Source organism: Phenylobacterium terrae, assembly GCF_042681205.1.
Lineage (GTDB): Bacteria > Pseudomonadota > Alphaproteobacteria > Caulobacterales > Caulobacteraceae > Phenylobacterium > Phenylobacterium terrae.
Genome location: NZ_JBHUEY010000001.1, coordinates 965,309 through 983,906, shown reverse-complemented (window position 1 = coordinate 983,906; position 18,598 = coordinate 965,309). Strand labels below are relative to the sequence as shown.

Here is an 18,598-nt window from a genome sequence, read left to right as displayed (position 1 = left end):
AAAGGAAGCTTAACCATATGTCGAGGGTGAGCCAGACCTTCGAGCGCCTCTCGACGGCGGACCGGACCGGCCGGTCGGGCCGGGGCGAGCTGATCGACATCGGCGGGCGCCGGCTGCGGATGGTCCGCGCCGGCCCGGCCGACGCCACGCCCACCATCGTCTGCGAGCACGGGGCGTTCGGCTGCGCGGCCGACTGGGCCGAGGTGCAGCGCCGGCTGGCGGCGAAGGGGCTGAAGAGCCTGGCCTACGACCGGGCCGGCCTGGGCCTGTCCGATCCGGGGCCGCCGCCGCGCAACGGCCCGGCGCTCGCGCAGGACCTGGAGCGGCTGCTGGAACGGGCCGGCGAGCCTGGTCCCTACATCCTGGTCGGCCACTCCATGGGCGGGCTGATGACCCGGATCTTCGCCTGCCGCCATCCCGACCAGGTCAAGGGCGTGGTGCTGGTGGATGCGGCCACGCCCCAGGTCTGGGACATGCGGCTCGTGCCGCGGGTGCTGGGCGCCTACCACGCCGGGATGCGGGTGCTGGGCGCCGGCGCCCGGGTCGGCCTGATGCGTCCGGTCGCGATGGTGTTCGGCAACCTGATCGGCCTCACCGGCGAGGCGGCGGTCGAGAAGCGGCGCATCTACGGCTCGCCCTCCCATGCCCGCGGGGCGGCGGAAGAGGTCGGCCGCTGGGCCGAGATCTCCGCCTGCGCGGGAGAGCTGGACTTCGACCCCGAGCTGCCGATCGCCGTGGTGACCGCCGGCCACGAGAACCTCTGGCCGCGCCTGAAGGCGCTGCAGGTCGCCCCCGCGCTCGCCTCCCGCCACGGCTACGTGGAGCACGTCGCCGGGGCCGACCACGCGAGCCTGCTCGGCGTCCGCTTCGCCGATCCCATCGTGCGGGGCGTGGAGCACGTGCTGCGGGCGATCTGAGAGGCGCCGGTGACGGATCGGCCGCGCAGCGGCCTGCGGGGTGACAGGTAGCGCCAGGTGGCGCAACCCGTCACCGGTCAGGCTCGCGCTCCACCGCGCCGCAGGCGGCGAGAAGGCGGGCGTGGGCCAGGAAGGCCGCGCTCGCCGCAGAGGGCCCCAGGAGCGGCGAGTGGACGGCCTCGCCGGCCACGATCAGCGGCAGGGCGCCCCGGGCGCCGGCGCGGATGGCGGAGAGCGCACGCTGCTGGCCGGGGCTCAGACGGGCGGCTGCGCCGGCCAGCCGGCGAATGGCCGCCGGCTCTGGGGTGCAGATCTCGTACCGGCCGTCCCAGACGAGCCGCGCGCCCGCCGGAATCGCCATCTCCGCCAGCCCGCCGCGTGCGGCCTCGCCGGCTTCGCGCGTCAGCCAGACGCTCTCACCATCGGCTTCGATCCGGGCGCCGGCCAGGGTCGCGATCACGCCCGCCTCGCCACGAAGGCGCGCCGCCAGGGCCTCGACGCGCTCGCCCCGGGGCGGGCGCTCGCCGCCGCCGGCGCAGAGGCATGCGGCGGAGAGGAAGGCGTGCGCCGCCTCCGGCGCGGCCTGACCGAGGCGGTCCCGCTCCACGCGCATGACGTCGCCGGCTTCAAGAGTGACGGCCCGGGCGATGTCCGCGGTTCCGGGCCCCAGCGGCTCGGCCCGCGCGCCGCCCTGGGCGCCGGCGGCGCGGGCCCGGGCGCGGGCGTAGCGCAGGTCGGCGTTCGCCGGGTCGTCGATCCAGCTTTCCCCGAGGGCCGTGAGCCAGGCGCGGATCTCCGCCCGCTCAAGCGCCAGCAGCGGCCGAAGCAGGAAGACGCCGCGGCCCTCCGGCCAGACCGGGGAGGGGCCCCACTCGCGCGCCAGCGGCGTCGTGGAGCCTTCGGCCCGCATCGCCAGCGTCTCGGACAGGTCGTCGGCGGTGTGGCCGAGCAGCATCACCCGCGCGCCGGCCTCGCGCGCGGCCTTAGCCAGCAGTCGGTGCCGCGCCAGCCGGGCGGCGGCCGGCAGCCCCCGGACGGGCTTCTCGCCGCGCCAGGCGAGGGTGCGGAAGGGAACGTCCAGCCGCGCGGCGGCTTCGGCGCACCAGGCCGCCCACGCCGCGCTCTGCGGCTGAAGCTGGTGATCGACATGGAGGGCGATCAGGCGCCGCCCATGCGCCTGCGCCCAGCCGCTCGCGGTCAGCAGCAGGGCGAGGGAGTCGCCCCCGCCTGAGAAGCAGACGGCGATGGGCGCCTGGGCGTCGGACCGCAGTCGCCGGTCCAGCGCCGCACGGGCGCGCGTCTGGATGTCCGCGGGTTCGGCGGCGTGGGCGGCTGAGGCGCGCCTCAGGCGGCGCACTTGGCCTGGGCGCGCGCCGAGGCGGCCCGGCTCTTCACGGCCGCGGCCGCGTTGGGGTACCGGCGCGAGAGCTCGGCCAGCGTCTGGCAGGCCTGGCTCGTACGCTTCAGCGCGATCAGCGAGCGGGAGAGCTCGACCACCGCGTCCGGCGCCCAGTTGGTCTTGGGCCAGCCGCGGATGGATTCGATGTAGGAGGCGGCCGCCTCCACGTGGGCGTTGCGCACCGCCTGGGCCTTGGCCAGCCAGTAGTGGGCCTCGGCCGCGCGCGGGCTGTCGCCGTGCTGCTCGAGGAAGGCGGCGAAGGCCTGTTCGGCGGCGTCGAAGTCGCCGGCGTCGATCAGCGCCTTGGCCCCGCGAAAGGCCTCCTGCGGGTCGGCGCTCACGGGGGGCGGCGGCGGCGGCTCGGCCGTGCGCTGCTCAAGCACCTGCAGGCGCTCGGTCAGGGCCTTGTTCTCCGCCTGCAGCGTCTCGCTGCGCCGGCGCGCCTGGTCGAGCTCGAAAGTGGTGGTCTCCAGCTGGCCGTTGATCCGGGTGAGCGCCAGCTCGAGGTCGGCGAGGCGCCGGTTCAGCTCCTGGATCTGGTAGTCGGTCTCGGCCGGCTGGACGACGACCGGCTTACCCGTGTCGCGGCCCTGGTAGACGATCGAGCGCAGCTCGCGCACCACCTGCTCCATGCGGTCCAGCCGGCGCGCGTCGCGTGCGTCCAGCGGGTCGGGCATGGGCGTCTGGGCGAGCGCCGGGAGCGCGGCGCCGAGCATGAGCGCCAGGGCGGTGGTGGCGGCGAAACGGCGGATCGTCATGGTCCGGATCATCTGGGATGCGGCGCGCGGAACCGCGGCCGGGAACTGGGGTGCAGCGAGTCGGCGGGGGGACCGTCGGCCGATCCCCCCGCCTGGTCGGTCTAGCGGGCGCCGCCGGTGATCGCCGTGCGGGCGTTCCGATTGCGCTGGTAGGCTTCCTCGCTGGCGCCCGGATCGATGGGCTGCTCCTTGCCGTAGGAGATGGTGGTGATCCGGCCCGCGGAGACCCCGCGCGAGACCAGGTAGTCGCGCACCGAGTTGGCGCGGCGGGCGCCGAGGGCGAGGTTGTATTCGCGGGTGCCGCGTTCGTCGGCGTTGCCTTCGATCCGCACGCGGACCGCCGGATAGCGGTTCAGCCAGGCCGACTGGGCGTCGAGCACCGGGCCGGCGTCGGCGCGGATCTCGTAGCTGTCGAAGTCGAAGTAGACCCGGTCGCCGACGTTGATGACGAAGTCCTGCTCCGAGCCGGGCACGGCGGCCTGGCCGACGTCGCCGGGCTGGCCGGGGATCACCGGGCTTTCGGGCCCCTGGGCGCCGGGGGCGGGGCCGGTGGGGCCGGCCGGCTGCGGCTTCGGCTTGGAGGCGCAGGCCGCCATCGAGGCGGTAGCCGCGACGACCAGGGCCAGTCGTAGGACGCGATGGGTGGAAAGGCTCGTCATCAGCACTTAGCCGTCTCCTCGTGGAGGTTGTGAATTCGGGAGCCGCCTGCGGCGGCGATCAGGCGCACAGGCGCCATGATTTTGGCGAGATTGCGAACTTTCGCGATGGTCCCTGAAGGTGCGGTCACGATCGTATCAGTTGAGCAACGGCGACCACGCCGGGTCCGAGGCGGAGTAGGGGTAGGGGGCGGCCGCCGAGATCCGGCCGGTGACGTCCACGGTCCACAGCCGGGGCGCGCCGCCCGGCGTCTCGCGCGAGAACATCAGCACCCGCCCGTTGGGCGCCCAGGTGGGGCCTTCGTCGAGGTAGCTGGAGGTCAGGATCCGCTCGCCCGAGCCGTCGGCGCCCATGACGCCGATGTGGAACTGCCCGCCCTGCTGCTTGGTGAAGGCGATCAGGTCGCCGCGCGGGCTCCAGACCGGGGTGGTGTAGCGGCCCGAGCCGAAGGAGATGCGCCGCACGCCGGTGCCGTCCACGTTCATGACGTAGAGCTGCGGGCTGCCCCCGCGGTCGGAGTTGAAGACGATCCGCGACCCGTCCGGCGAGAACGACGGCGAGGTGTCGATGGACGGATCGGCGGTCAGCCGCCGGCTGGCCCGGCTGCGCAGGTCCATCACGTAGACGTCGGAATTGCCGCCGCGCTCGACGGAGAAGGCCACCTTGCTGCCGTCCGGCGAGAAGCGCGGCGCGTAGACCATGCCCGGGAACTGGCCCAGGCTCTCGCGCCGGCCGGTCTCCAGGTTGAACAGCCAGATCGCCGAACCCTCCGGGCGCAGCGACATGTAGGTGATCTCCTGGCTGGTCGAGGAGAACCTCGGCGACATGACGATGTACGAGCCGTCGGTCAGGTACTCGGGGTTGGCCCCGTCCTGGTCCATGATGGCCAGCCGCTTCACCCGGTTGGTCCGCCCGCCGCTCTCGGCGACGAACACCACGCGGGTGTCGAAGTAGCCCTTCTCGCCGGTCAGCCGCTCGTAGATGGCGTCGGAGATCTTATGGGCCACCCGCCGCCAGTTCTCCGGCGTGGAGGTGAACTCGAAGCCCGAGAGCTGCTGCTCGCCGAACACGTCCCACAGCCGGAATTGGGCGCGCAGGCGCCCGCCGGGCTCGACGGTGACCTGACCGTTGACCAGCGCCTGGGCGTTGATCGCCTTCCAGTCGCCGAACCTGGGCTGGATGGCGACGTTGAGGTCCCGCTCGATGTAGCTGCCGGGGTCCAGCGGCCGGAACAGGCCCGAGCGTTCCAGGTTGTTGCGGATCACGTTCGAGATGTCCGCGCCGACCTGCCCGCCGCCGAAGGCGGGGATGGCGATCGGCAGCGGCTGGACGTTGGCGCGGTTGACGTCGATCTCGACCTGGGCCTGCGCGGCCATCGGGGCCGCGGCGAAAGCGGCGACGGCGGCGGCGACGGCCAGGGTCAGGGCGCGAAATCGCATGTGAGACTTCTCCTTCAGCCGCGCCCGAAGCTTTGCAGCTCCAGGTGCGCAGATTCGCGATGAACGGCGTATGACGGCCATTTTATGGATTCATCAGCCGGCGCACCCCTTGGTGGGGTCGAAGTTGGCGGTGATCGGTTTTCCATAGTTGGACCGGGGCACCATGGTCAGCGGCGCGGCCTGGCGCACGGCGCGGATCGCCCGCTCGGCGGCGACCCGGACGACGGGGTTCGACGAATTCTCGAGGCCGCCGGCCGTGGGCGGGTTCTCCCGGTCGATGACGCCGCCTGGGCCGACGACGAAGGTCACGCGCACGCGCACGTCGCGGCCCCCTTCGACGGTGCAGTTGGGGTTCCAGACATCCTCCAGCCGCTCCTGCAGGCCGGGGATGGAGCTGGCGGCCATGCCTTCGCCGGCGTTCGGCCGGGCCTCGCGCGCGGTCTCCGGCCGGTTCTGGCCCTTCTGGGCCGAGGAGCGGCTGCCCCCGGAGGGGCGCATCTTCGCCAGGCTGTTGGCCAGGGCGTCCAGGTCGAGCGAGTCCTCGGTCTTCTCGGCCGGTCGCTTCTGAGCCGGGGCCTTGGGCGCGGGCGCCTTGGGGGCCGGAGTGGGGGTCGCCTTCTGGGGCGGCGCCTTGGGCGCAGGGGTGGGCGTCGCCTTCTGGGGCGGCGCCTTGGGGGCGGGCGTCGGAGCCGGCGCCGTCTTCTGAGGCGGCGTCTTGGGCGCCGGGGTCGGCGCGGGCGCGGGCGTCGGCGGGGCCGGGTCCGGGATCGGGGCGACGGTCTCCAGGGGCGCGTCGGGGACCGGCGACTCCGTCTGGGCCGTCTGCTCGGCGGGCGCCTCGATGGCGGGCCGAAGGTCCGTCTGCGAGGCGTTGGTGATGATCTTCACCGGCACCACCGTGCCGCCCTGCATGTCGCGGCTGTTCCAGCTGACCAGCGCCGCGGCGATCAGGGCGCCGTGCAGCAGCACCGAGCCCAGCCACGCTGTCGGAAACTCACGCTCGCGCGTGGCGGCGGTCACGGCTGCGGCGTCTCCGGCGCGATCGCGGCGGCGCCCGACGAGGGGCCGCCCGTGTCGGTGAGCAGGTTGATCGAGGTGAAGCCCGAGGTCGACAGCGAGGCCATCACCTGGGCGACCGTCTCGTAGGCGGCGCGGCCGTCGGCCCGCACGAACACCGGCCGCTCGCGGTCCGCGCCGGCCACCGCGGCGAGTCGCTCGCCGAGGCTCTGGAACGGCACCTGGTCCTCCTGGATGAAGATCGCCCCGTCCTCGCGGACCGAGACGCTGATCGGCTCCGGCTGGTCCTCCATCGCCGCCGCCTCGGTCTTGGGCAGCTCCAGCGGAATGCCGGCGGTCAGCAGGGGCGCCGAGATCATGAAGACGATCAGCAGCACCAGCATGACGTCGACCAGCGGGGTGACGTTGATCTCGGAGAGGGCGCCTCTGCGGCCGCGGCGGCGCCGGCCGCGCCGGCCGCCGGCGGCGAAGGCGTCATGGACGGAGAGCGCCACGGCTCAGGCCCTTTCCGCCAGCCGCCGCTGGATGGCGGTGGAGAGGTCGTCGGCGAAGTGCTCGAGCCTGGCGGTGAAGCGGCCGGCGTCGGTCGAGAACTTGTTGTAGGCGATGTAGGCGGGGATGGCCGCGGCCAGGCCGATGGCGGTGGCGAACAGCGCCTCGGCGATGCCGGGCGCCACGACCGCCAGGTTGGTGTTCTTCTCCACGGCGATGGCCTGGAAGGACCGCATGATCCCCCAGACGGTGCCGAACAGGCCGACGAACGGCGAGGCGGTGGCGACGATGGCCAAGAGGCCCAGGCCGTCCTCGATGCGCTGCGACTCGCGGGCGATCACCGTGTCCAGCACCCGGTCGATGCGCTGGATCAGGAACGCCGCCTGGCTGTCGGAGCCGGGCTTGCCGCGGGCCTCGCGCCATTCGCGCAGGGCGCCCTGGAGCATGCGGGGCAGGGCGTGGCGGGGCGCCTCCCCCGCTTCCGCGGCCAGATCCTCCAGCGGCCGGCCGGCGGCCACCGCGTCCTCGAAGCGGTTGGCCTCGCGGTTCAGCGCGGAGAAGCGGAACAGCTTGTCGAGGATCACCGCCCAGGAGGCGAGCGAGGCCAGGGCCAGCCCGATCATCACCAGCTTCACGACCCAGTCCGCGCGCAGGAACAGGTTCAGGAAGGTGAAGGACTCAGGCGTGACTTGGGCGTCCAAGGGCAGGGCTCCGGATGCTTTCGGGGTGGGGTGGGTGTGATTCGTCCCGGTGGCGAACTTAAGGCGAATCGCAGGGAGCGCGTCCCGCAAAAGTCGTCGCCGGCTCTGTGAAAATGACGCGCTCCAACGCCAGAAGCTGAGCCATTTCCGATCCTATTCGGACCGGGAACGGCTCGGGCCCAGCAGAGGGCGAACCGCCTCGAGCAAGACGCTCGGGGGCTTGCGCGCCCGGCCGGTGCGAAGGTCGATGCAGGCGGCCTGGACCAGCGCCTCGGCGATCAGCTCCTGGCCGCGCAGGATCCGCTGGCGGACGAATAGCCGCGGCCCCTTCATCGCCTCGTAGGCCGTGCGCACCGCAAGGGCGTCGTCGATCCGCGCCGCCTTGCGGAAATCCACCTCCATCCGGACCACCGCGAACCCCGCCGGCTCCGGCCCCGCCGCCAGCTCGGCGTGATGGACCCCGATCGCCCGCAGACAGTCGCTCCGTCCCCGCTCGAAGAAGCGGACGTAGGCGCCGTGGTAGACCACGCCGGTGAAGTCGGTGTCCTCGTAGTAGACGCGCACCGGCAGCACGTGCTCGGCGCCGTCGAACCAGCCGGCGGTGGGGGTGGGGTCGGACATGACGGCCTCTTAGCCTTTCCCTCCCCGTCAGACACCCCTTGCTCCCTCGCGAAGCGGGGGAGGGGGACGACGCGCCGAAGCCGGCGGACGCCGGCTTCGGCGGGCGGTCCCCCTTTCCCATGAAGTGGGAAAGGAGCGACTACTCCTCGAACAGCCCGGGCTGCGCCTTCGCCGGCGGCACGACCACCGGCGGCGGGGCGGTCAGGCCCAGGTGGGCGTAGGCCTTGGCGCAGGCGGTGCGGCCCCTCGGCGTGCGCTGGATGAAGCCCTGCTGCATCAGGAACGGCTCGATGACGTCCTCGACGGCGTCGCGGGCCTCGGCGATGGCGTAGGCCAGGGTCTCCACGCCGGCCGGGCCGCCGGCGTAGTTCTCGATCAGCGCGCGCAGGTACTTGCGGTCGAGGGCGTCGAGGCCGGCCTCGTCCACGTCGAGGCGGGCCAGCGCCTTGGCGGCGGCCTTCTGGTCGATGACCTTGGCGCCGTCGGCCTCGGCGAAGTCGCGCACCCGGCGCAGCAGCCGGCCGGCGACGCGGGGCGTGCCGCGCGAGCGGGCGGCGATCTCGGCCGCGCCGTCCTGCGCCAGGTTGACGCCCATCTTCCCCGCCCCGTGGGCCAGCACCTTCTGCAGCTCGGCCGGCGTGTAGAACTCCAGCCGCAGGGGGATGCCGAAGCGGTCGCGCAGGGGCGTGGCCAGCAGTCCCGCCCGAGTGGTCGCCGCCACCAGGGTGAACGGGGCCAGGTCGATGCGGATCGAACGGGCCGAGGGGCCGTCGCCGATGATCAGATCGAGGACGTGGTCCTCCATCGCCGGATAGAGGATCTCCTCCACCGGCGCGGCCAGGCGGTGGATCTCGTCGATGAACAGGACGTCGCGCGGCTCGAGATTGGTGAGGATGGCCGCCAGGTCGCCGGCCTTGGCCAGCACCGGGCCGGAGGTGGCGCGGAAGTTCACCCCGAGTTCGCGGGCGACGATCTGCGCCAGGGTGGTCTTGCCCAGGCCCGGCGGGCCGAACAGCAGCACGTGGTCCAGCGCCTCGCCGCGCGACTTGGCCGCCTCGATGAACACCGACAGGTTGCCCTTGGCCGCCTCCTGGCCGACGAATTCGGACAGAGTCTGGGGCCGCAGGGCCCGGTCGGAGGGCTCCATCGGCTCGGCCTCGCCGGAGACGATGCGGGTCATCGGCCGAGCTCCTGCAGGGCGGCCTTGATCAGGGCGGGCGCCTCGGCCTCTTCACCCAGCCGGCCCAGGGCCTGCTCGATGACCCGGCGGCCCTGCGCCTCGGCGACCCCCAGGCCCATCAGCGCGGCGACCGCCTCGCCGGCGGCCGACGGTCTGGCCGCGGCGCGCGCCGTGGCGGCGACTTCGGCGTGGAAGGCTGCGGCGGGCGTATCGGAGATCGGCTTGCCCTTCAGCTCGGCGACGATGCGGGCCGCGAGCTTGGGGCCGACGCCGGAAGCGCGGGCCACGGCGGCCTTGTCGTCCCGGGCGGCGGCGGCGGCCAGCTCGGCCGGCGGCAGCACGTCGAGCACGGCCAGGGCCGCCTTGGGCCCGACGCCCTGGATGTCCTGCAGCATGACGAAGGCGCGCCGCTCCTCGCGGGACAGGAAGCCGTAGAGCCGAAGCCCGGTCTGCTCGCCGAACTGGCTCTCCACGTGGATCACCACCTCGGAGCCGAGCTCGGGCAGGCGCGACAGGGTGCGGGCGCCGCAGCGGACGAGGTAGCCCACGCCCATCACGTCGATCAGGGCCTCTTCCTCGCCGACCTCGGCGACCTGGCCGCGCAGCCGCCCGATCATCCGGCCCTCGCCCGGGCCGAGACGGCCGTCAGCTTGCGCGAGTTGGCGTGGGTGATGGCGACCGCCAGGGCGTCGGCCGCATCGGCGCTCGCCTGCCCGGCCGAAGGCAGGATGCGGCGGACCATGAAGGCCACCTGGGTCTTGTCCGCCGCGCCGGTGCCGACCAGCGCCTTCTTCACCACCGTGGCCGCGTATTCGGCGACCGGCAGGCCGGCCTGGGCGGGCGCGATCATGGCCGCCGCCCGGGCGTGGCCCAGCTTCAGGGTCGAGGCGGGGTTCATGTTGACGAAGGTCTCCTCCACGGCCGCCTCATCGGGCGCATGCTCGGCGATGATTGCGCAGATCGCCTGGAAGAGGTGCAGCAGCCGCTCGGAAAACGGGGCCGTCTCGGACGGGACGATCACCCCGTGGGCCACGTGCGACAGCCGCGCGCCGTCCAGGCTGACGACGCCCCAGCCGGTGCGGCGCAGGCCGGGGTCCAGCCCCAGGATGCGGACGGGCGCGGGTCCGGCCCGGGCGGCGGCGAGAATCATCGCGTTCGGCATTCGTTCCAAGTGTACTTGGCCGATGAAGGGGGCGGTAGGGTTAAGGATGGATTGAGGGCTGCGACCGATCTTCCGGCCCCGCGCTTTGACTCCGGGGACGTCGGGTGGAAGCGTGGCCTTATGAGCGCCTCCGAGCCCCCCTGGTCGCCAGGCCAGGCCATTCCGATCCGCCACGTGCAGCAGGGCAAGGTCTGGTTCGCCATGGCCGCGACGGTGGTCAGCGACACGCCCGAGCTGCTGGCGCGCACGTGCCGCTGAGCGCGGGGATGCAGTGGGGGCGGGTCGACTGGGAGAAGGGGCTCATCGAGGAGCCGAAGCCGACGCGCTGGACCACCACCGAGACGCTGCGGCTGTTCCCGGCCGGCGCCCGGCACATGGTCACCCTGATGTGGCGGGGCGGCAGCGGCTATGGCGCGGGCGGCGATTTCCTGTGCTGGTACGTCGACCTGGCCGAGCCCTGGCGCAAGGCGGGCGGCGGGGTGGTGACCTTCGACCGTTCGCTGGACATCGTCATCGGGCCGGACCGCCGCTGGCGCTGGAAGGACGAGGACCATTTCGCCTGGATCCAGGATTTCGGCTGGATCACGGCTGAAGAGGCCGCCGTCCTGCGGGCCGAGGGGGAGCAGGTGATCGCGCTCGCCGAGGCCGGCGAGCCGCCGTTCGACGAAAGCTGGCTGTCCTGGACGCCGGATCCGGCCTGGGCCGTCCCCGAACTGCCCCAGGACTGGGCGCGCGTGCCCTGAACGCAGGGGCCGGCGGACCCCGCCCCATTCTGAACGCGTTTTTGGTCAAAGGGCCGCAGGCATGAGACCAAGAGCGACTATCGTGAAGACGGCGTGGTGGGCGGCGGCGGCCCTGATGCTGGCCGGGTGCGGCCAGGGCGGCGGCGCAGACTCGGCCGATCCGTATGCGGGCCTCGACGCTGCGATCAAGGACTGGCGCGCGGAGATCATCAAGACCGACGCGGCCTGCCAGCAGGCCAAGGGCCCCGAGGGCGAGGCCTGCCAGCGGTTCGAAGTGACCTGCAAGGTTGAGAGCCCGATCGACGAGGCCGAGCGGACCGCCGGCGTGACCCAGAAGGTGCTGGCGGCGATGACCTGGACGGCGCGCAACCCGGCGATGAACGAGCAGCAGCCGGCCTCGGCCACGGCGACCTTCTCGCGCACCTCCGACGGCTGGACCCGCAAGGCCGCGGACCCGGTGAACCTGCGGACCTGCGCTCCGGCCTAGAGCCTCTAGTCGTTGCGCGGCGCGAGGGAGAATTCCAGGACCCGCGCATCGGCCTTCAAGCGCTCCGCCAGGGCGGCCGTCTCGGCCCCCTTGGCGGCATGCAGGGTGGCCGCGAACTCCACCACTTCGCCGGAGTCGACGAGCCGGTGGCTGACGCCGCCCATCCGGAACCCCTGCTCCCGCATTGCGGCGCGGAACTCATCCTCGGTGGCCGCCTGGCCGCGGCGATAGCGGACGGCCGCGTCGATCACCCGCAGGCTGGGGAACCGCTCGTCGCACAGGCGCAGGACGGCCAGCACGATGAGGGTCGCGATGGTCCCGGTGACCGCCAGCCCGTAGGCGGCGACGCCGAAGAGGGTGCCGAGCGCCGAGGTGATCCACAGCGAGGCGGCGGTGGTCAGGCCGTGCACCGACAGGCCGTGGCGGAAGATCACCCCGCCGCAGAGGAAGCCGATGCCGGTCAGGATGCCGTGCGCCATCCGCACCGGGTCGATGCGGATCACCTCGGGGCTGGTGTCGCGCATCCACTCGACCTGGTTGACCGCGCCCAGCATCAACAGCGCCGAGGCCAGGCAGACCAGGATGTGGGTGCGGAACCCCGCCGGGCGGCCGCGGTACTCCCGTTCGAAGCCGATCAGGGCCCCGGCGATGATCGCGCCCGCGATCGGGCCCACATAATCCCACAGCCAGTGCTCGAGCATCGCGCCTCCGCTTCGTCCGGATGCGGAACGCCCAAGGTCCGGGTTGGGTGCGCGCGGGGGCGTGCTAAGGAGCCTCCATGGCCGACGCCTTCGAGAGCCTCTACGAGCAGGGCTTCCAAGCCTTCCACATCGGGAACTACGAGGCGGCGACCGCGGCGCTGGTCCAGGCCCTGCAGCTTCGCCCGGACCATCAGCGGGCGATCGCCGGGCTCGGCATGGCGCTGCTGGGCCGCGGCCTCTACCCCCAGGGCTGGGCGCTCTACGAGGCGCGCAAGGCGCTCGATCCCACGCCCCTGGACGGCGGCGCCGTTCCGGAGTGGGACGGCGGCCCGCTGGAGGGCCGCAGGCTGCTGGTCTGGCCCGAACAGGGCCTGGGCGACGAGATCCAGATGGCGCGCTACATCCCGCACCTGCGGGGGGCGGGGCCGATCACCCTGGCCTGCTCGCCGCCGCTCGCACGCCTGTTCGAACAGCTGGGCGTCGACGTCTTCGCCCGCACCGAGGGCGCCGCCCCGCCGCCGGCCGATGTCTTCGTCCGCAATTTCTCGCTGCCCGGCCTGCTCGGCACGACGCTCGAGACCATCCCGCCCGCGCCCTACCTGCGCGCGCCGTCCGAGCCCCGGCGGGGCGGGGTCGGCTTCGTCTGGCGGGGCGATCCCACCCATCCGAACGATGCGCGGCGCTCGCTGCCCTCGCCGGACGTGCTGGCGCCGCTGGGCGCGGTCGCCGAACTGGTGGACCTGCAGGCGCCGCGCGGCGACTTCCTGGACACCGCAACGCGCATCCAGGCGCTGGACCTGGTGGTCACGGTCGACACCTCGATGGCCCATCTGGCCGGCGCGCTCGGCGTCCCCTGCTGGGTCATGCTGCCGGCCCACGGGACCGACTGGCGCTGGCTGCGCGGGCGCAGCGACAGCCCCTGGTATCCCTCGCTGAGGCTCTACCGGCAGGCGATCCCCGGCGACTGGGCCGAGGTGGTGGCGCGGATGAAGGCGGACCTGGCGGCCGCCCGCCGCTAGCTCGCCAGCCGCTCCAGCTCGTCGGCGGCGATGTCGTAGTTGCCCCAGACGTTCTGGACGTCGTCGTCGTCCTCGAGCGCGTCGAGCAGCTTCATCAGGGTGGCGGCGGCGTCGCCCGAAACCGGCGTCAGGGTCTTGGGCCGCCAGGCGATGGCGGTGGACTTGGCCTCGCCGAGCTTGGCCTCCAGCGACTGGGCGACTTCCGACAGCTGTTCGAAGGCGGTGTAGATGGTGTGGGACTCCTCGTCCGACTCCACGTCCTCGGCGCCGGCCTCGATGGCCGCCTCCATGACCTCGTCCTCGCTGCCGGCCGAGGCCGGATAGACGATCTGGCCCACCCGGTCGAACATGAAGGAGACGGCGCCCGTCTCGCCCATGTTGCCGCCGTTCTTCGAGAAGATCGCCCGAACGTTGGCCGCCGCGCGGTTGCGGTTGTCGGTCAGCACCTCGACGATGATGCCGACGCCGCCGGGCCCGAAGCCCTCGTAGCGGATCTCGTCGTAGGTCTCGGCGTCGCCGCCGCTGGCCTTCTTGATCGCCCGCTCGATGTTGTCCTTGGGCATGGACTCGGCCTTGGCGTTGGCCACGGCCAGCCGCAGGCGCGGGTTCATGGCGGGATCGGGCAGTCCCGACTTGGCCGCCACGGTGATCTCGCGGCTCAGCTTGGAGAAGAGCTTCGAGCGGATCGCGTCCTGGCGACCCTTCTTGTGCATGATGTTCTTGAACTGTGAGTGTCCGGCCATCGGGCTCTCTTGGCTCTCAGCGATGATGCGTCAGCGCGCTTCTACAGCCCGGAACGGGGCAAGGCCAGCGTCGCCCCCGCGCGGAACCGTCGCTGTCCGTGCTAGTTTGGCCTCGGGTAGCGGGAGCGCGACATGAGCGAATACGTCCTCGACGACGACTTCTCCGAAGAGCCGGACAACGAGGTGGTGCAGTGGATGGCGCCCAAGCCGGTAAGCATGGGTCCCGCCGGCATCGCCAGCGTCGCGAGCGCCGCCTTCGTGCTGGGGGCGATCACCGCCGTGGGCGTGCTCGCCGCCCTCCACTGGATCGAGCCCCGCGGCCGCGACACCGGCTGGCGGCCGAGGCTGCACTAGCTCAGGCCCCAGGGCGACAAACTCCCAAGCTTCGTCATCCCGGACGGCCCGTAGGCCGATCCGGGATCCAGCTACGGCGCTCGCGCCCTCCTGGGTCCCGGCTCTTCGGCCCGCTCGCGCGGGATGACGGTGTGAGTTCAGCGCGGGTCCTGGACGCAGAAGGGATTGCCCTCCGGGTCGAGCATGACCGTGTAGCCGTCGTGGTGCTCGCGCACGGCAGCGCCGAGCCCGGCCAGCCGCTCGACCTCCGCGGCGCGCGGGCCGCCGACGAGGTCCAGGTGGACGGGATTGCGGGCCAGGTCCGGCTTGTCCACGCGCTGGAAGCAGAGGGTGGGGCCGGGCCCGTCCACCATCACCGTGGGATCGGTCTCCGGCGTGAGGCCGAGGGCGGCCAGGCGCGCGATCTCCGCCTCGTCGTAGGGCCTGACCGCATACCCTTCCAGCGCCGCCGCCCAGAAGCGGGCCAGGCGCGCCGGACAGCGGCAGTCGAAGACGATCTCCTTGATCCGCATGGCCGCATGTTGGGGGCGGAGCGCCGCCCGCTCAACTCCTACCTCCCCCGCGAAGCGGCGGGAGGGGGACCAGTCGCCGAGCGCAGCGAAGAGCGACTGGTGGAGGGGGCGGGCCCAGGCAAAGCGCTGCGGCTCGCGACCAACACTCGCGCACCGATCAGGTGGAGAGGCGGAGCGTGTGGCTCGCCCCCTCCACCCCCCGCTCTTCAGCCGGCTTTCGCCGGCCTCGGCGGGCGGTCCCCCTCCAGCCGCTGCGCGGGGGAGGTAGGAGGCGTTCTCTGCGCTTCCGCAGGACAGTCGATGCGCTCGATGCGGCCGTCCGCCAGTCGGAAGACGGCGTCCTGCGGCACGTCCAGCTCCAGCATCGCCTGGCGGGAGAAGCCGCCGTAGAGGCCGCGCAGGACGCGGCCGGCCATGCCGTGGGAGACGGCGACGACCCGGCGGCCGGAGGCTCCGATCTCGGCGAGCCAGTCGGCGATGCGGGCGGAGATCGCCTCGAAGCTCTCCCCGCCGGGCGCATGCAGCTGCCGCTCCCAGACGCCGGCGCCGGGCGGAAGCTTGTGCACGACCTCGTCGATCAGCAGCCCGTCCCACTCGCCCAGGCTGATCTCGCGCAGCCGATCGTCGAAGCCGAGCGGCAGCCCGAGGCGCGCGTTGATGATCTCCGCCGTCCGCCGGGCGCGCCCCTGCGGGCTCGCCGCCATCGTCCAGCCCGCGCCGTCCAGTAGCCCTTCCAGCAGCGCGCCGATCCGCTCCGCCTGGCGCAGGCCGTGTTCGGTCAGCGGCGAATCCAGCGCGCCCTGGTAGCGGCGGGCGAGGTTGAACTCGGTCTGGCCGTGGCGGACGAGGTAGATCACCGCTTGCCGCGGCGCGCGACCGGGTGGGAGGAGGACAGGCCCCCGTCCACGACGATCGCCTGGCCGTTGACGTAGGAGCTGTCGTCGGAGGCCAGGAATAGCGCCGCGTGGGCGATCTCGGACGGCTCGCCGCCGCGGGCCAGCGGGTTGAGCTGGCCGATCCGGTCGGCGGTGCCCTTGGCGCGGGCGTATTCGTAAACGCCGCGGGTCATGCCGGTCTCGATCAGGCCGGGGCAGATGGCGTTGACCCTGACGCCCGTCCCGTAGAACTCGTTGGCGGTGGTCTGCACGAGGTTGATCACGCCCGCCTTGGAGGCCGAGTAGGGCACGCCGCCCGCGCCCGAGCGCAGGCCCGCCACCGAGGCGGTGCAGATGATCGAGCCCTTGCCGGCCGGGATCATCACCTTCGACGCGTGCTTGATGGCCAGGAACGGGCCGATCAGGTTCACCTTCAGCACCGTCATCCAGTGCTCGGCGGTGAGCTCGGCGAAGCCGGCCTGGCCGGCGCTGGAGATGCCGGCGTTGGCGTAGCAGGCGTCCAGGCCGCCGAAGTCGGAGACGGCCCGGGCGATGAAGCTCTCCACGAACGCCTCGTCCGAGACGTCGCCGGTCATCGCCACCGCCCGGCCGCCCGCGTCGGTGATCTGCTTCACCGTGTCGGCCACGGCCTCGGCCCTGTCGACGCAGACCACCGTGGCGCCTTCCTGGGCGAACAGGATGGCGCTGGCCCGGCCGATGCCGCTGGCGGCGCCGGTGACGACGGTCGAGCGGCCTTGCAACCTGCCCATGGCTAATCCCCTCTTCTGTTCTCGTTCAGCTGCGGTCGGTCAGGCCGGCGCCTTGGCCCGCGCGGCGGCGGCGAAGATGGCGTCGGCCACGGTGTCGTACAGCGCCGGCGGCAGGTCGTGGCCCATGCCCGGGATCACCCGCAGTTCCGCGCCCGGGATCGTCGCCGCGGTGCGTTGGCCGCCGGCCAGCGGGACCAGCGGATCGGCTTCGCCGTGGAGCACGACGGTCGGGCAGGCGATGGTCTTGCACCACTCGGTGCGATCGCCGGTCGCCCGGATCGCCGCCAGCTGCCGGGCGACGCCCGCCGGGTTGTAGGCCCGTTGGTACTCCGACGTGACCCGCTGGCGGATCTGCTCGTCCGTCCAGGGATAGCCCGGGCTGCCGATGGTGCGGGCGTTGCGCATCCCGTGCGCCACGAAGGCCTCGAAGTCCTTGGTCGGATCCGGCGCGGGGGTGTTGAGGACGGCGCCCGCTTCCGGGGTGGAGCGCATGCCCTCCGGATCGCCCATGGCCGACATGATCGACGTCAGCGACAGCGCCCGGTCCGGATACTTCGCCGCGACGGTCTGGGCGATCATCCCGCCCATCGAGACGCCGGCCAGATGCGCCCTCTCGATGTTCAGGGCGTCCAGCAGGCCGACGGCGTCGGCGGCCATGTCCTCCAGCCGGTAGGAATCGCCCGGCTTGAACCAGGTGGAGAGGCCCACGTCGCGGTTGTCGTAGCGGATCGCGAAATAGCCCTTCGCGGTCAGCTTCCCGCAGAAGGCTTCCGGCCAGCGGGTCATCTGCGAGCCGAGGCCGTTGATCAGCAGGACCGGCGCGTTCGCCGGATCGCCGAAGGTCTCGTAGTAGATCTCGATCCCGTTCGCCTTCGCCTTCGGCATGGGGGTTTCCTCCTGTTGTGGTTCTTATCTTCGTCCGTGATCTGGCGGGGCGCCAGCACCTAGACCTCTCCCCGCTTGCGGGGAGAGGGTAGGGTGAGGGGCCTGAGCCTCTGCGCGAGCGCCGCGTGGCCCGGCGGCCCCCCTCACCCAACCCTCTCCCCCCGCGGGCGGGGGGAGAGGTCTAAGATCACGGGATCAGCAGCACGCGCCCCACCGCCTGGCGGCTTTCGATGTAGCGGTGCGCTTCGGCGGCCTCGGACAGCGGGAAGGTGCGGTCGATGACGACCTGCAGCTCGCCGCGGGCGACCTGTTCGATCAGCCGCTGGATGTTGTTGTAGACCCGGTCGGTGGCGATCTCGGCGCCCAGGAAGACGCCGGAGAGGCTCTGGTTGCCGCCCATCATCGCGCCCACGTCGACCTTCATCGGCTCGCGGCCGGCGGCGCCGACCATGGACACCCGGCCGCGGTAGGCCAGCGAATTGATCGAGCCCTGCAGGGTCGAGCCGCCGACGCTGTCGACGACGACGTTGGCGCCCTTGTTGTCGGTCAGGCGGCGGACCTCGGTCGCGACGTCCTTTTCCTTGTAGTTGATGCCGTGGTCGAGCCCGAGGGGCTTCAGCATCTCCAGCCGCTCGTCGGACGAGGCGGTGGCCAGCACCAGCGAGGCGCCGCCTTGCTTGGCGAGCTGGATGGCCGCGACGCCCACGCCGCTCGCGCCGGCCTGGACCAGCACCACGTCGCCCTTCTGCATCCGGCCGAACTCGAACAGGCAGTCGTGGGCGGTGCCGAACGGCACGGGGATGGCGGCGGCTTTCTGGATGTCCATGCCGTCGGGGATCACCCAGGCGCTGCGGGCGGGGACGGCGCGCAGCTCGGCGTGGCTGCCGTGGTTGCCGCTGGTCACCACCTTCTGTCCGACCTTGAGGTTCGTCACCTCCTCGCCGACCTCGACGATCTCGCCGGCGGCCTGGTAGCCGACGATGTGCGGGTTGGCAGCCATCCGGCCGCGGAAGCGGTTCAGGGTGTCGCCGCCCTCGATGGAGACCGCCTCGACGCGGACGATCACGCCCTTGCGGTGGCAGACGGGGTCGGGAACCTCCTCGTACTTGAGAACCTCGGGCCCGCCGGTTTCATAATAGACCGCCGCCTTCATCACGCGCTCCTCA

Annotated in this window: 24 protein-coding genes; 6 read left to right on the top strand and 18 right to left on the bottom strand. The window is 72.5% G+C overall.

Annotation, left to right across the window (positions count from 1 at the left end; genetic code table 11):
* Positions 1–17 precede the first annotated feature (17 nt).
* Complete coding sequence (locus tag ACFSC0_RS04925) at positions 18–917, top strand: alpha/beta fold hydrolase (RefSeq protein WP_377282401.1); 900 nt, start codon at positions 18–20, stop codon at positions 915–917.
* Between the two features lie 70 nt (positions 918–987).
* Here the strand turns inward: ACFSC0_RS04925 and tilS are convergent, their stop codons facing one another.
* From tilS to ruvC, 11 genes are all read right to left on the bottom strand, one after another.
* Positions 988–2,265, bottom strand: coding sequence for a tRNA lysidine(34) synthetase TilS (gene tilS / locus ACFSC0_RS04920; RefSeq protein WP_377282426.1), 1,278 nt, complete (start codon positions 2,263–2,265; stop codon positions 988–990).
* The gene (gene ybgF / locus ACFSC0_RS04915; RefSeq protein ID WP_377355092.1) at positions 2,262–3,086 is read right to left on the bottom strand and encodes a tol-pal system protein YbgF; all 825 of its coding nucleotides are present in this window, start codon (positions 3,084–3,086) and stop codon (positions 2,262–2,264) included. The genes tilS and ybgF overlap by 4 nt, the downstream gene beginning before the upstream one ends.
* 89 nt (positions 3,087–3,175) lie before the next feature.
* Positions 3,176–3,733 carry a peptidoglycan-associated lipoprotein Pal gene (pal, locus tag ACFSC0_RS04910; RefSeq protein WP_377282399.1) on the bottom strand — a complete coding sequence of 186 codons (558 nt, stop codon included), beginning with the start codon at positions 3,731–3,733 and terminating at the stop codon, positions 3,176–3,178.
* 135 nt (positions 3,734–3,868) lie between these two features.
* Complete coding sequence (gene tolB / locus ACFSC0_RS04905; RefSeq protein ID WP_377282398.1) at positions 3,869–5,170, bottom strand: Tol-Pal system beta propeller repeat protein TolB; 1,302 nt, start codon at positions 5,168–5,170, stop codon at positions 3,869–3,871.
* 93 nt (positions 5,171–5,263) lie between these two features.
* Complete coding sequence (locus tag ACFSC0_RS04900; protein WP_377282397.1) at positions 5,264–6,190, bottom strand: energy transducer TonB; 927 nt, start codon at positions 6,188–6,190, stop codon at positions 5,264–5,266.
* Entirely contained in the window at positions 6,187–6,681 is a 495-nt protein-coding gene (locus ACFSC0_RS04895; RefSeq protein WP_377282396.1) for an ExbD/TolR family protein, read from the bottom strand. Before ACFSC0_RS04895 ends, ACFSC0_RS04900 begins: the two co-directional genes overlap by 4 nt.
* Before the next feature lie 3 nt (positions 6,682–6,684).
* Entirely contained in the window at positions 6,685–7,380 is a 696-nt protein-coding gene (gene tolQ, locus ACFSC0_RS04890; protein WP_377282395.1) for a protein TolQ, read from the bottom strand.
* Positions 7,381–7,533: 153 nt separating this feature from the next.
* Positions 7,534–8,001, bottom strand: a complete 468-nt coding sequence (locus ACFSC0_RS04885) for a YbgC/FadM family acyl-CoA thioesterase (protein WP_377282394.1) — start codon at positions 7,999–8,001, stop codon at positions 7,534–7,536.
* A 139-nt stretch (positions 8,002–8,140) separates the two neighbouring features.
* On the bottom strand, positions 8,141–9,181 hold the full coding sequence (ruvB, locus tag ACFSC0_RS04880; RefSeq protein ID WP_377282393.1) for a Holliday junction branch migration DNA helicase RuvB: 1,041 nt from the start codon (positions 9,179–9,181) through the stop codon (positions 8,141–8,143).
* Complete coding sequence (ruvA, locus tag ACFSC0_RS04875) at positions 9,178–9,798, bottom strand: Holliday junction branch migration protein RuvA (protein WP_377282392.1); 621 nt, start codon at positions 9,796–9,798, stop codon at positions 9,178–9,180. The genes ruvB and ruvA overlap by 4 nt, the downstream gene beginning before the upstream one ends.
* Positions 9,795–10,343, bottom strand: coding sequence for a crossover junction endodeoxyribonuclease RuvC (gene ruvC, locus ACFSC0_RS04870; protein WP_377355091.1), 549 nt, complete (start codon positions 10,341–10,343; stop codon positions 9,795–9,797). Before ruvC ends, ruvA begins: the two co-directional genes overlap by 4 nt.
* A 120-nt stretch (positions 10,344–10,463) precedes the next feature.
* On the opposite strand from ruvC, the gene ACFSC0_RS04865 reads away from it, so the two are divergent.
* From ACFSC0_RS04865 to ACFSC0_RS04855, 3 genes are all read left to right on the top strand, one after another.
* Entirely contained in the window at positions 10,464–10,601 is a 138-nt protein-coding gene (locus tag ACFSC0_RS04865; RefSeq protein WP_377282390.1) for a hypothetical protein, read from the top strand.
* Positions 10,592–11,086 carry a DUF402 domain-containing protein gene (locus tag ACFSC0_RS04860; protein WP_377282389.1) on the top strand — a complete coding sequence of 165 codons (495 nt, stop codon included), beginning with the start codon at positions 10,592–10,594 and terminating at the stop codon, positions 11,084–11,086. The genes ACFSC0_RS04865 and ACFSC0_RS04860 overlap by 10 nt, the downstream gene beginning before the upstream one ends.
* Positions 11,087–11,168: 82 nt before the next feature.
* Positions 11,169–11,573, top strand: coding sequence for a hypothetical protein (locus ACFSC0_RS04855; RefSeq protein ID WP_377282388.1), 405 nt, complete (start codon positions 11,169–11,171; stop codon positions 11,571–11,573).
* 5 nt (positions 11,574–11,578) lie between these two features.
* Here the strand turns inward: ACFSC0_RS04855 and ACFSC0_RS04850 are convergent, their stop codons facing one another.
* Positions 11,579–12,274, bottom strand: coding sequence for an MgtC/SapB family protein (locus ACFSC0_RS04850; protein WP_377282387.1), 696 nt, complete (start codon positions 12,272–12,274; stop codon positions 11,579–11,581).
* A gap of 77 nt (positions 12,275–12,351) precedes the next feature.
* Here ACFSC0_RS04850 and ACFSC0_RS04845 point away from each other — a divergent pair, with 77 nt between their 5' ends.
* On the top strand, positions 12,352–13,293 hold the full coding sequence (locus ACFSC0_RS04845) for a hypothetical protein (RefSeq protein ID WP_377282386.1): 942 nt from the start codon (positions 12,352–12,354) through the stop codon (positions 13,291–13,293).
* Here the strand turns inward: ACFSC0_RS04845 and ACFSC0_RS04840 are convergent.
* Positions 13,290–14,036, bottom strand: coding sequence for a YebC/PmpR family DNA-binding transcriptional regulator (locus tag ACFSC0_RS04840; protein WP_377282385.1), 747 nt, complete (start codon positions 14,034–14,036; stop codon positions 13,290–13,292). The two genes, ACFSC0_RS04845 and ACFSC0_RS04840, sit on opposite strands and share 4 nt — an antisense overlap.
* 132 nt (positions 14,037–14,168) lie before the next feature.
* Between ACFSC0_RS04840 and ACFSC0_RS04835 the strand changes: the two genes are divergently transcribed.
* A complete protein-coding gene (locus ACFSC0_RS04835) occupies positions 14,169–14,390 on the top strand; it encodes a hypothetical protein (protein WP_377282384.1) in 222 nt (73 codons plus the stop codon).
* A 137-nt stretch (positions 14,391–14,527) separates the two neighbouring features.
* On the opposite strand, the gene ACFSC0_RS04830 is transcribed toward ACFSC0_RS04835, so the two are convergent.
* From ACFSC0_RS04830 to ACFSC0_RS04810, 5 genes are all read right to left on the bottom strand, one after another.
* The gene (locus ACFSC0_RS04830; RefSeq protein WP_377282383.1) at positions 14,528–14,902 is read right to left on the bottom strand and encodes a VOC family protein; all 375 of its coding nucleotides are present in this window, start codon (positions 14,900–14,902) and stop codon (positions 14,528–14,530) included.
* Positions 14,903–15,108: 206 nt separating this feature from the next.
* On the bottom strand, positions 15,109–15,759 hold the full coding sequence (locus tag ACFSC0_RS04825; protein WP_377282382.1) for a histidine phosphatase family protein: 651 nt from the start codon (positions 15,757–15,759) through the stop codon (positions 15,109–15,111).
* Positions 15,756–16,547, bottom strand: coding sequence for an SDR family NAD(P)-dependent oxidoreductase (locus tag ACFSC0_RS04820; protein WP_377282381.1), 792 nt, complete (start codon positions 16,545–16,547; stop codon positions 15,756–15,758). Before ACFSC0_RS04820 ends, ACFSC0_RS04825 begins: the two co-directional genes overlap by 4 nt.
* 39 nt (positions 16,548–16,586) lie before the next feature.
* Positions 16,587–17,432, bottom strand: a complete 846-nt coding sequence (locus ACFSC0_RS04815) for an alpha/beta fold hydrolase (protein ID WP_377282380.1) — start codon at positions 17,430–17,432, stop codon at positions 16,587–16,589.
* A gap of 187 nt (positions 17,433–17,619) precedes the next feature.
* Complete coding sequence (locus ACFSC0_RS04810; RefSeq protein WP_377282379.1) at positions 17,620–18,585, bottom strand: quinone oxidoreductase family protein; 966 nt, start codon at positions 18,583–18,585, stop codon at positions 17,620–17,622.
* Positions 18,586–18,598 lie beyond the last annotated feature (13 nt).

Bases quoted from the DNA above. Each gene is read 5' to 3' on its own strand.
- ACFSC0_RS04925 (WP_377282401.1), top strand. From the start codon at position 18: ATGTCGAGGGTGAGCCAGACCTTCGAGCGCCTCTCGACGGCGGACCGG.
- ybgF (WP_377355092.1), bottom strand. From the start codon at position 3,086: ATGATCCGGACCATGACGATCCGCCGTTTCGCCGCCACCACCGCCCTG.
- pal (WP_377282399.1), bottom strand. From the start codon at position 3,733: ATGACGAGCCTTTCCACCCATCGCGTCCTACGACTGGCCCTGGTCGTC.
- tolB (WP_377282398.1), bottom strand. From the start codon at position 5,170: ATGCGATTTCGCGCCCTGACCCTGGCCGTCGCCGCCGCCGTCGCCGCT.
- ACFSC0_RS04885 (WP_377282394.1), bottom strand. From the start codon at position 8,001: ATGTCCGACCCCACCCCCACCGCCGGCTGGTTCGACGGCGCCGAGCAC.
- ruvB (WP_377282393.1), bottom strand. From the start codon at position 9,181: ATGACCCGCATCGTCTCCGGCGAGGCCGAGCCGATGGAGCCCTCCGAC.
- ruvA (WP_377282392.1), bottom strand. From the start codon at position 9,798: ATGATCGGGCGGCTGCGCGGCCAGGTCGCCGAGGTCGGCGAGGAAGAG.
- ruvC (WP_377355091.1), bottom strand. From the start codon at position 10,343: ATGCCGAACGCGATGATTCTCGCCGCCGCCCGGGCCGGACCCGCGCCC.
- ACFSC0_RS04865 (WP_377282390.1), top strand. From the start codon at position 10,464: ATGAGCGCCTCCGAGCCCCCCTGGTCGCCAGGCCAGGCCATTCCGATC.
- ACFSC0_RS04850 (WP_377282387.1), bottom strand. From the start codon at position 12,274: ATGCTCGAGCACTGGCTGTGGGATTATGTGGGCCCGATCGCGGGCGCG.
- ACFSC0_RS04845 (WP_377282386.1), top strand. From the start codon at position 12,352: ATGGCCGACGCCTTCGAGAGCCTCTACGAGCAGGGCTTCCAAGCCTTC.
- ACFSC0_RS04840 (WP_377282385.1), bottom strand. From the start codon at position 14,036: ATGGCCGGACACTCACAGTTCAAGAACATCATGCACAAGAAGGGTCGC.
- ACFSC0_RS04835 (WP_377282384.1), top strand. From the start codon at position 14,169: ATGAGCGAATACGTCCTCGACGACGACTTCTCCGAAGAGCCGGACAAC.
- ACFSC0_RS04830 (WP_377282383.1), bottom strand. From the start codon at position 14,902: ATGCGGATCAAGGAGATCGTCTTCGACTGCCGCTGTCCGGCGCGCCTG.
- ACFSC0_RS04820 (WP_377282381.1), bottom strand. From the start codon at position 16,547: ATGGGCAGGTTGCAAGGCCGCTCGACCGTCGTCACCGGCGCCGCCAGC.
- ACFSC0_RS04815 (WP_377282380.1), bottom strand. From the start codon at position 17,432: ATGCCGAAGGCGAAGGCGAACGGGATCGAGATCTACTACGAGACCTTC.
- ACFSC0_RS04810 (WP_377282379.1), bottom strand. From the start codon at position 18,585: ATGAAGGCGGCGGTCTATTATGAAACCGGCGGGCCCGAGGTTCTCAAG.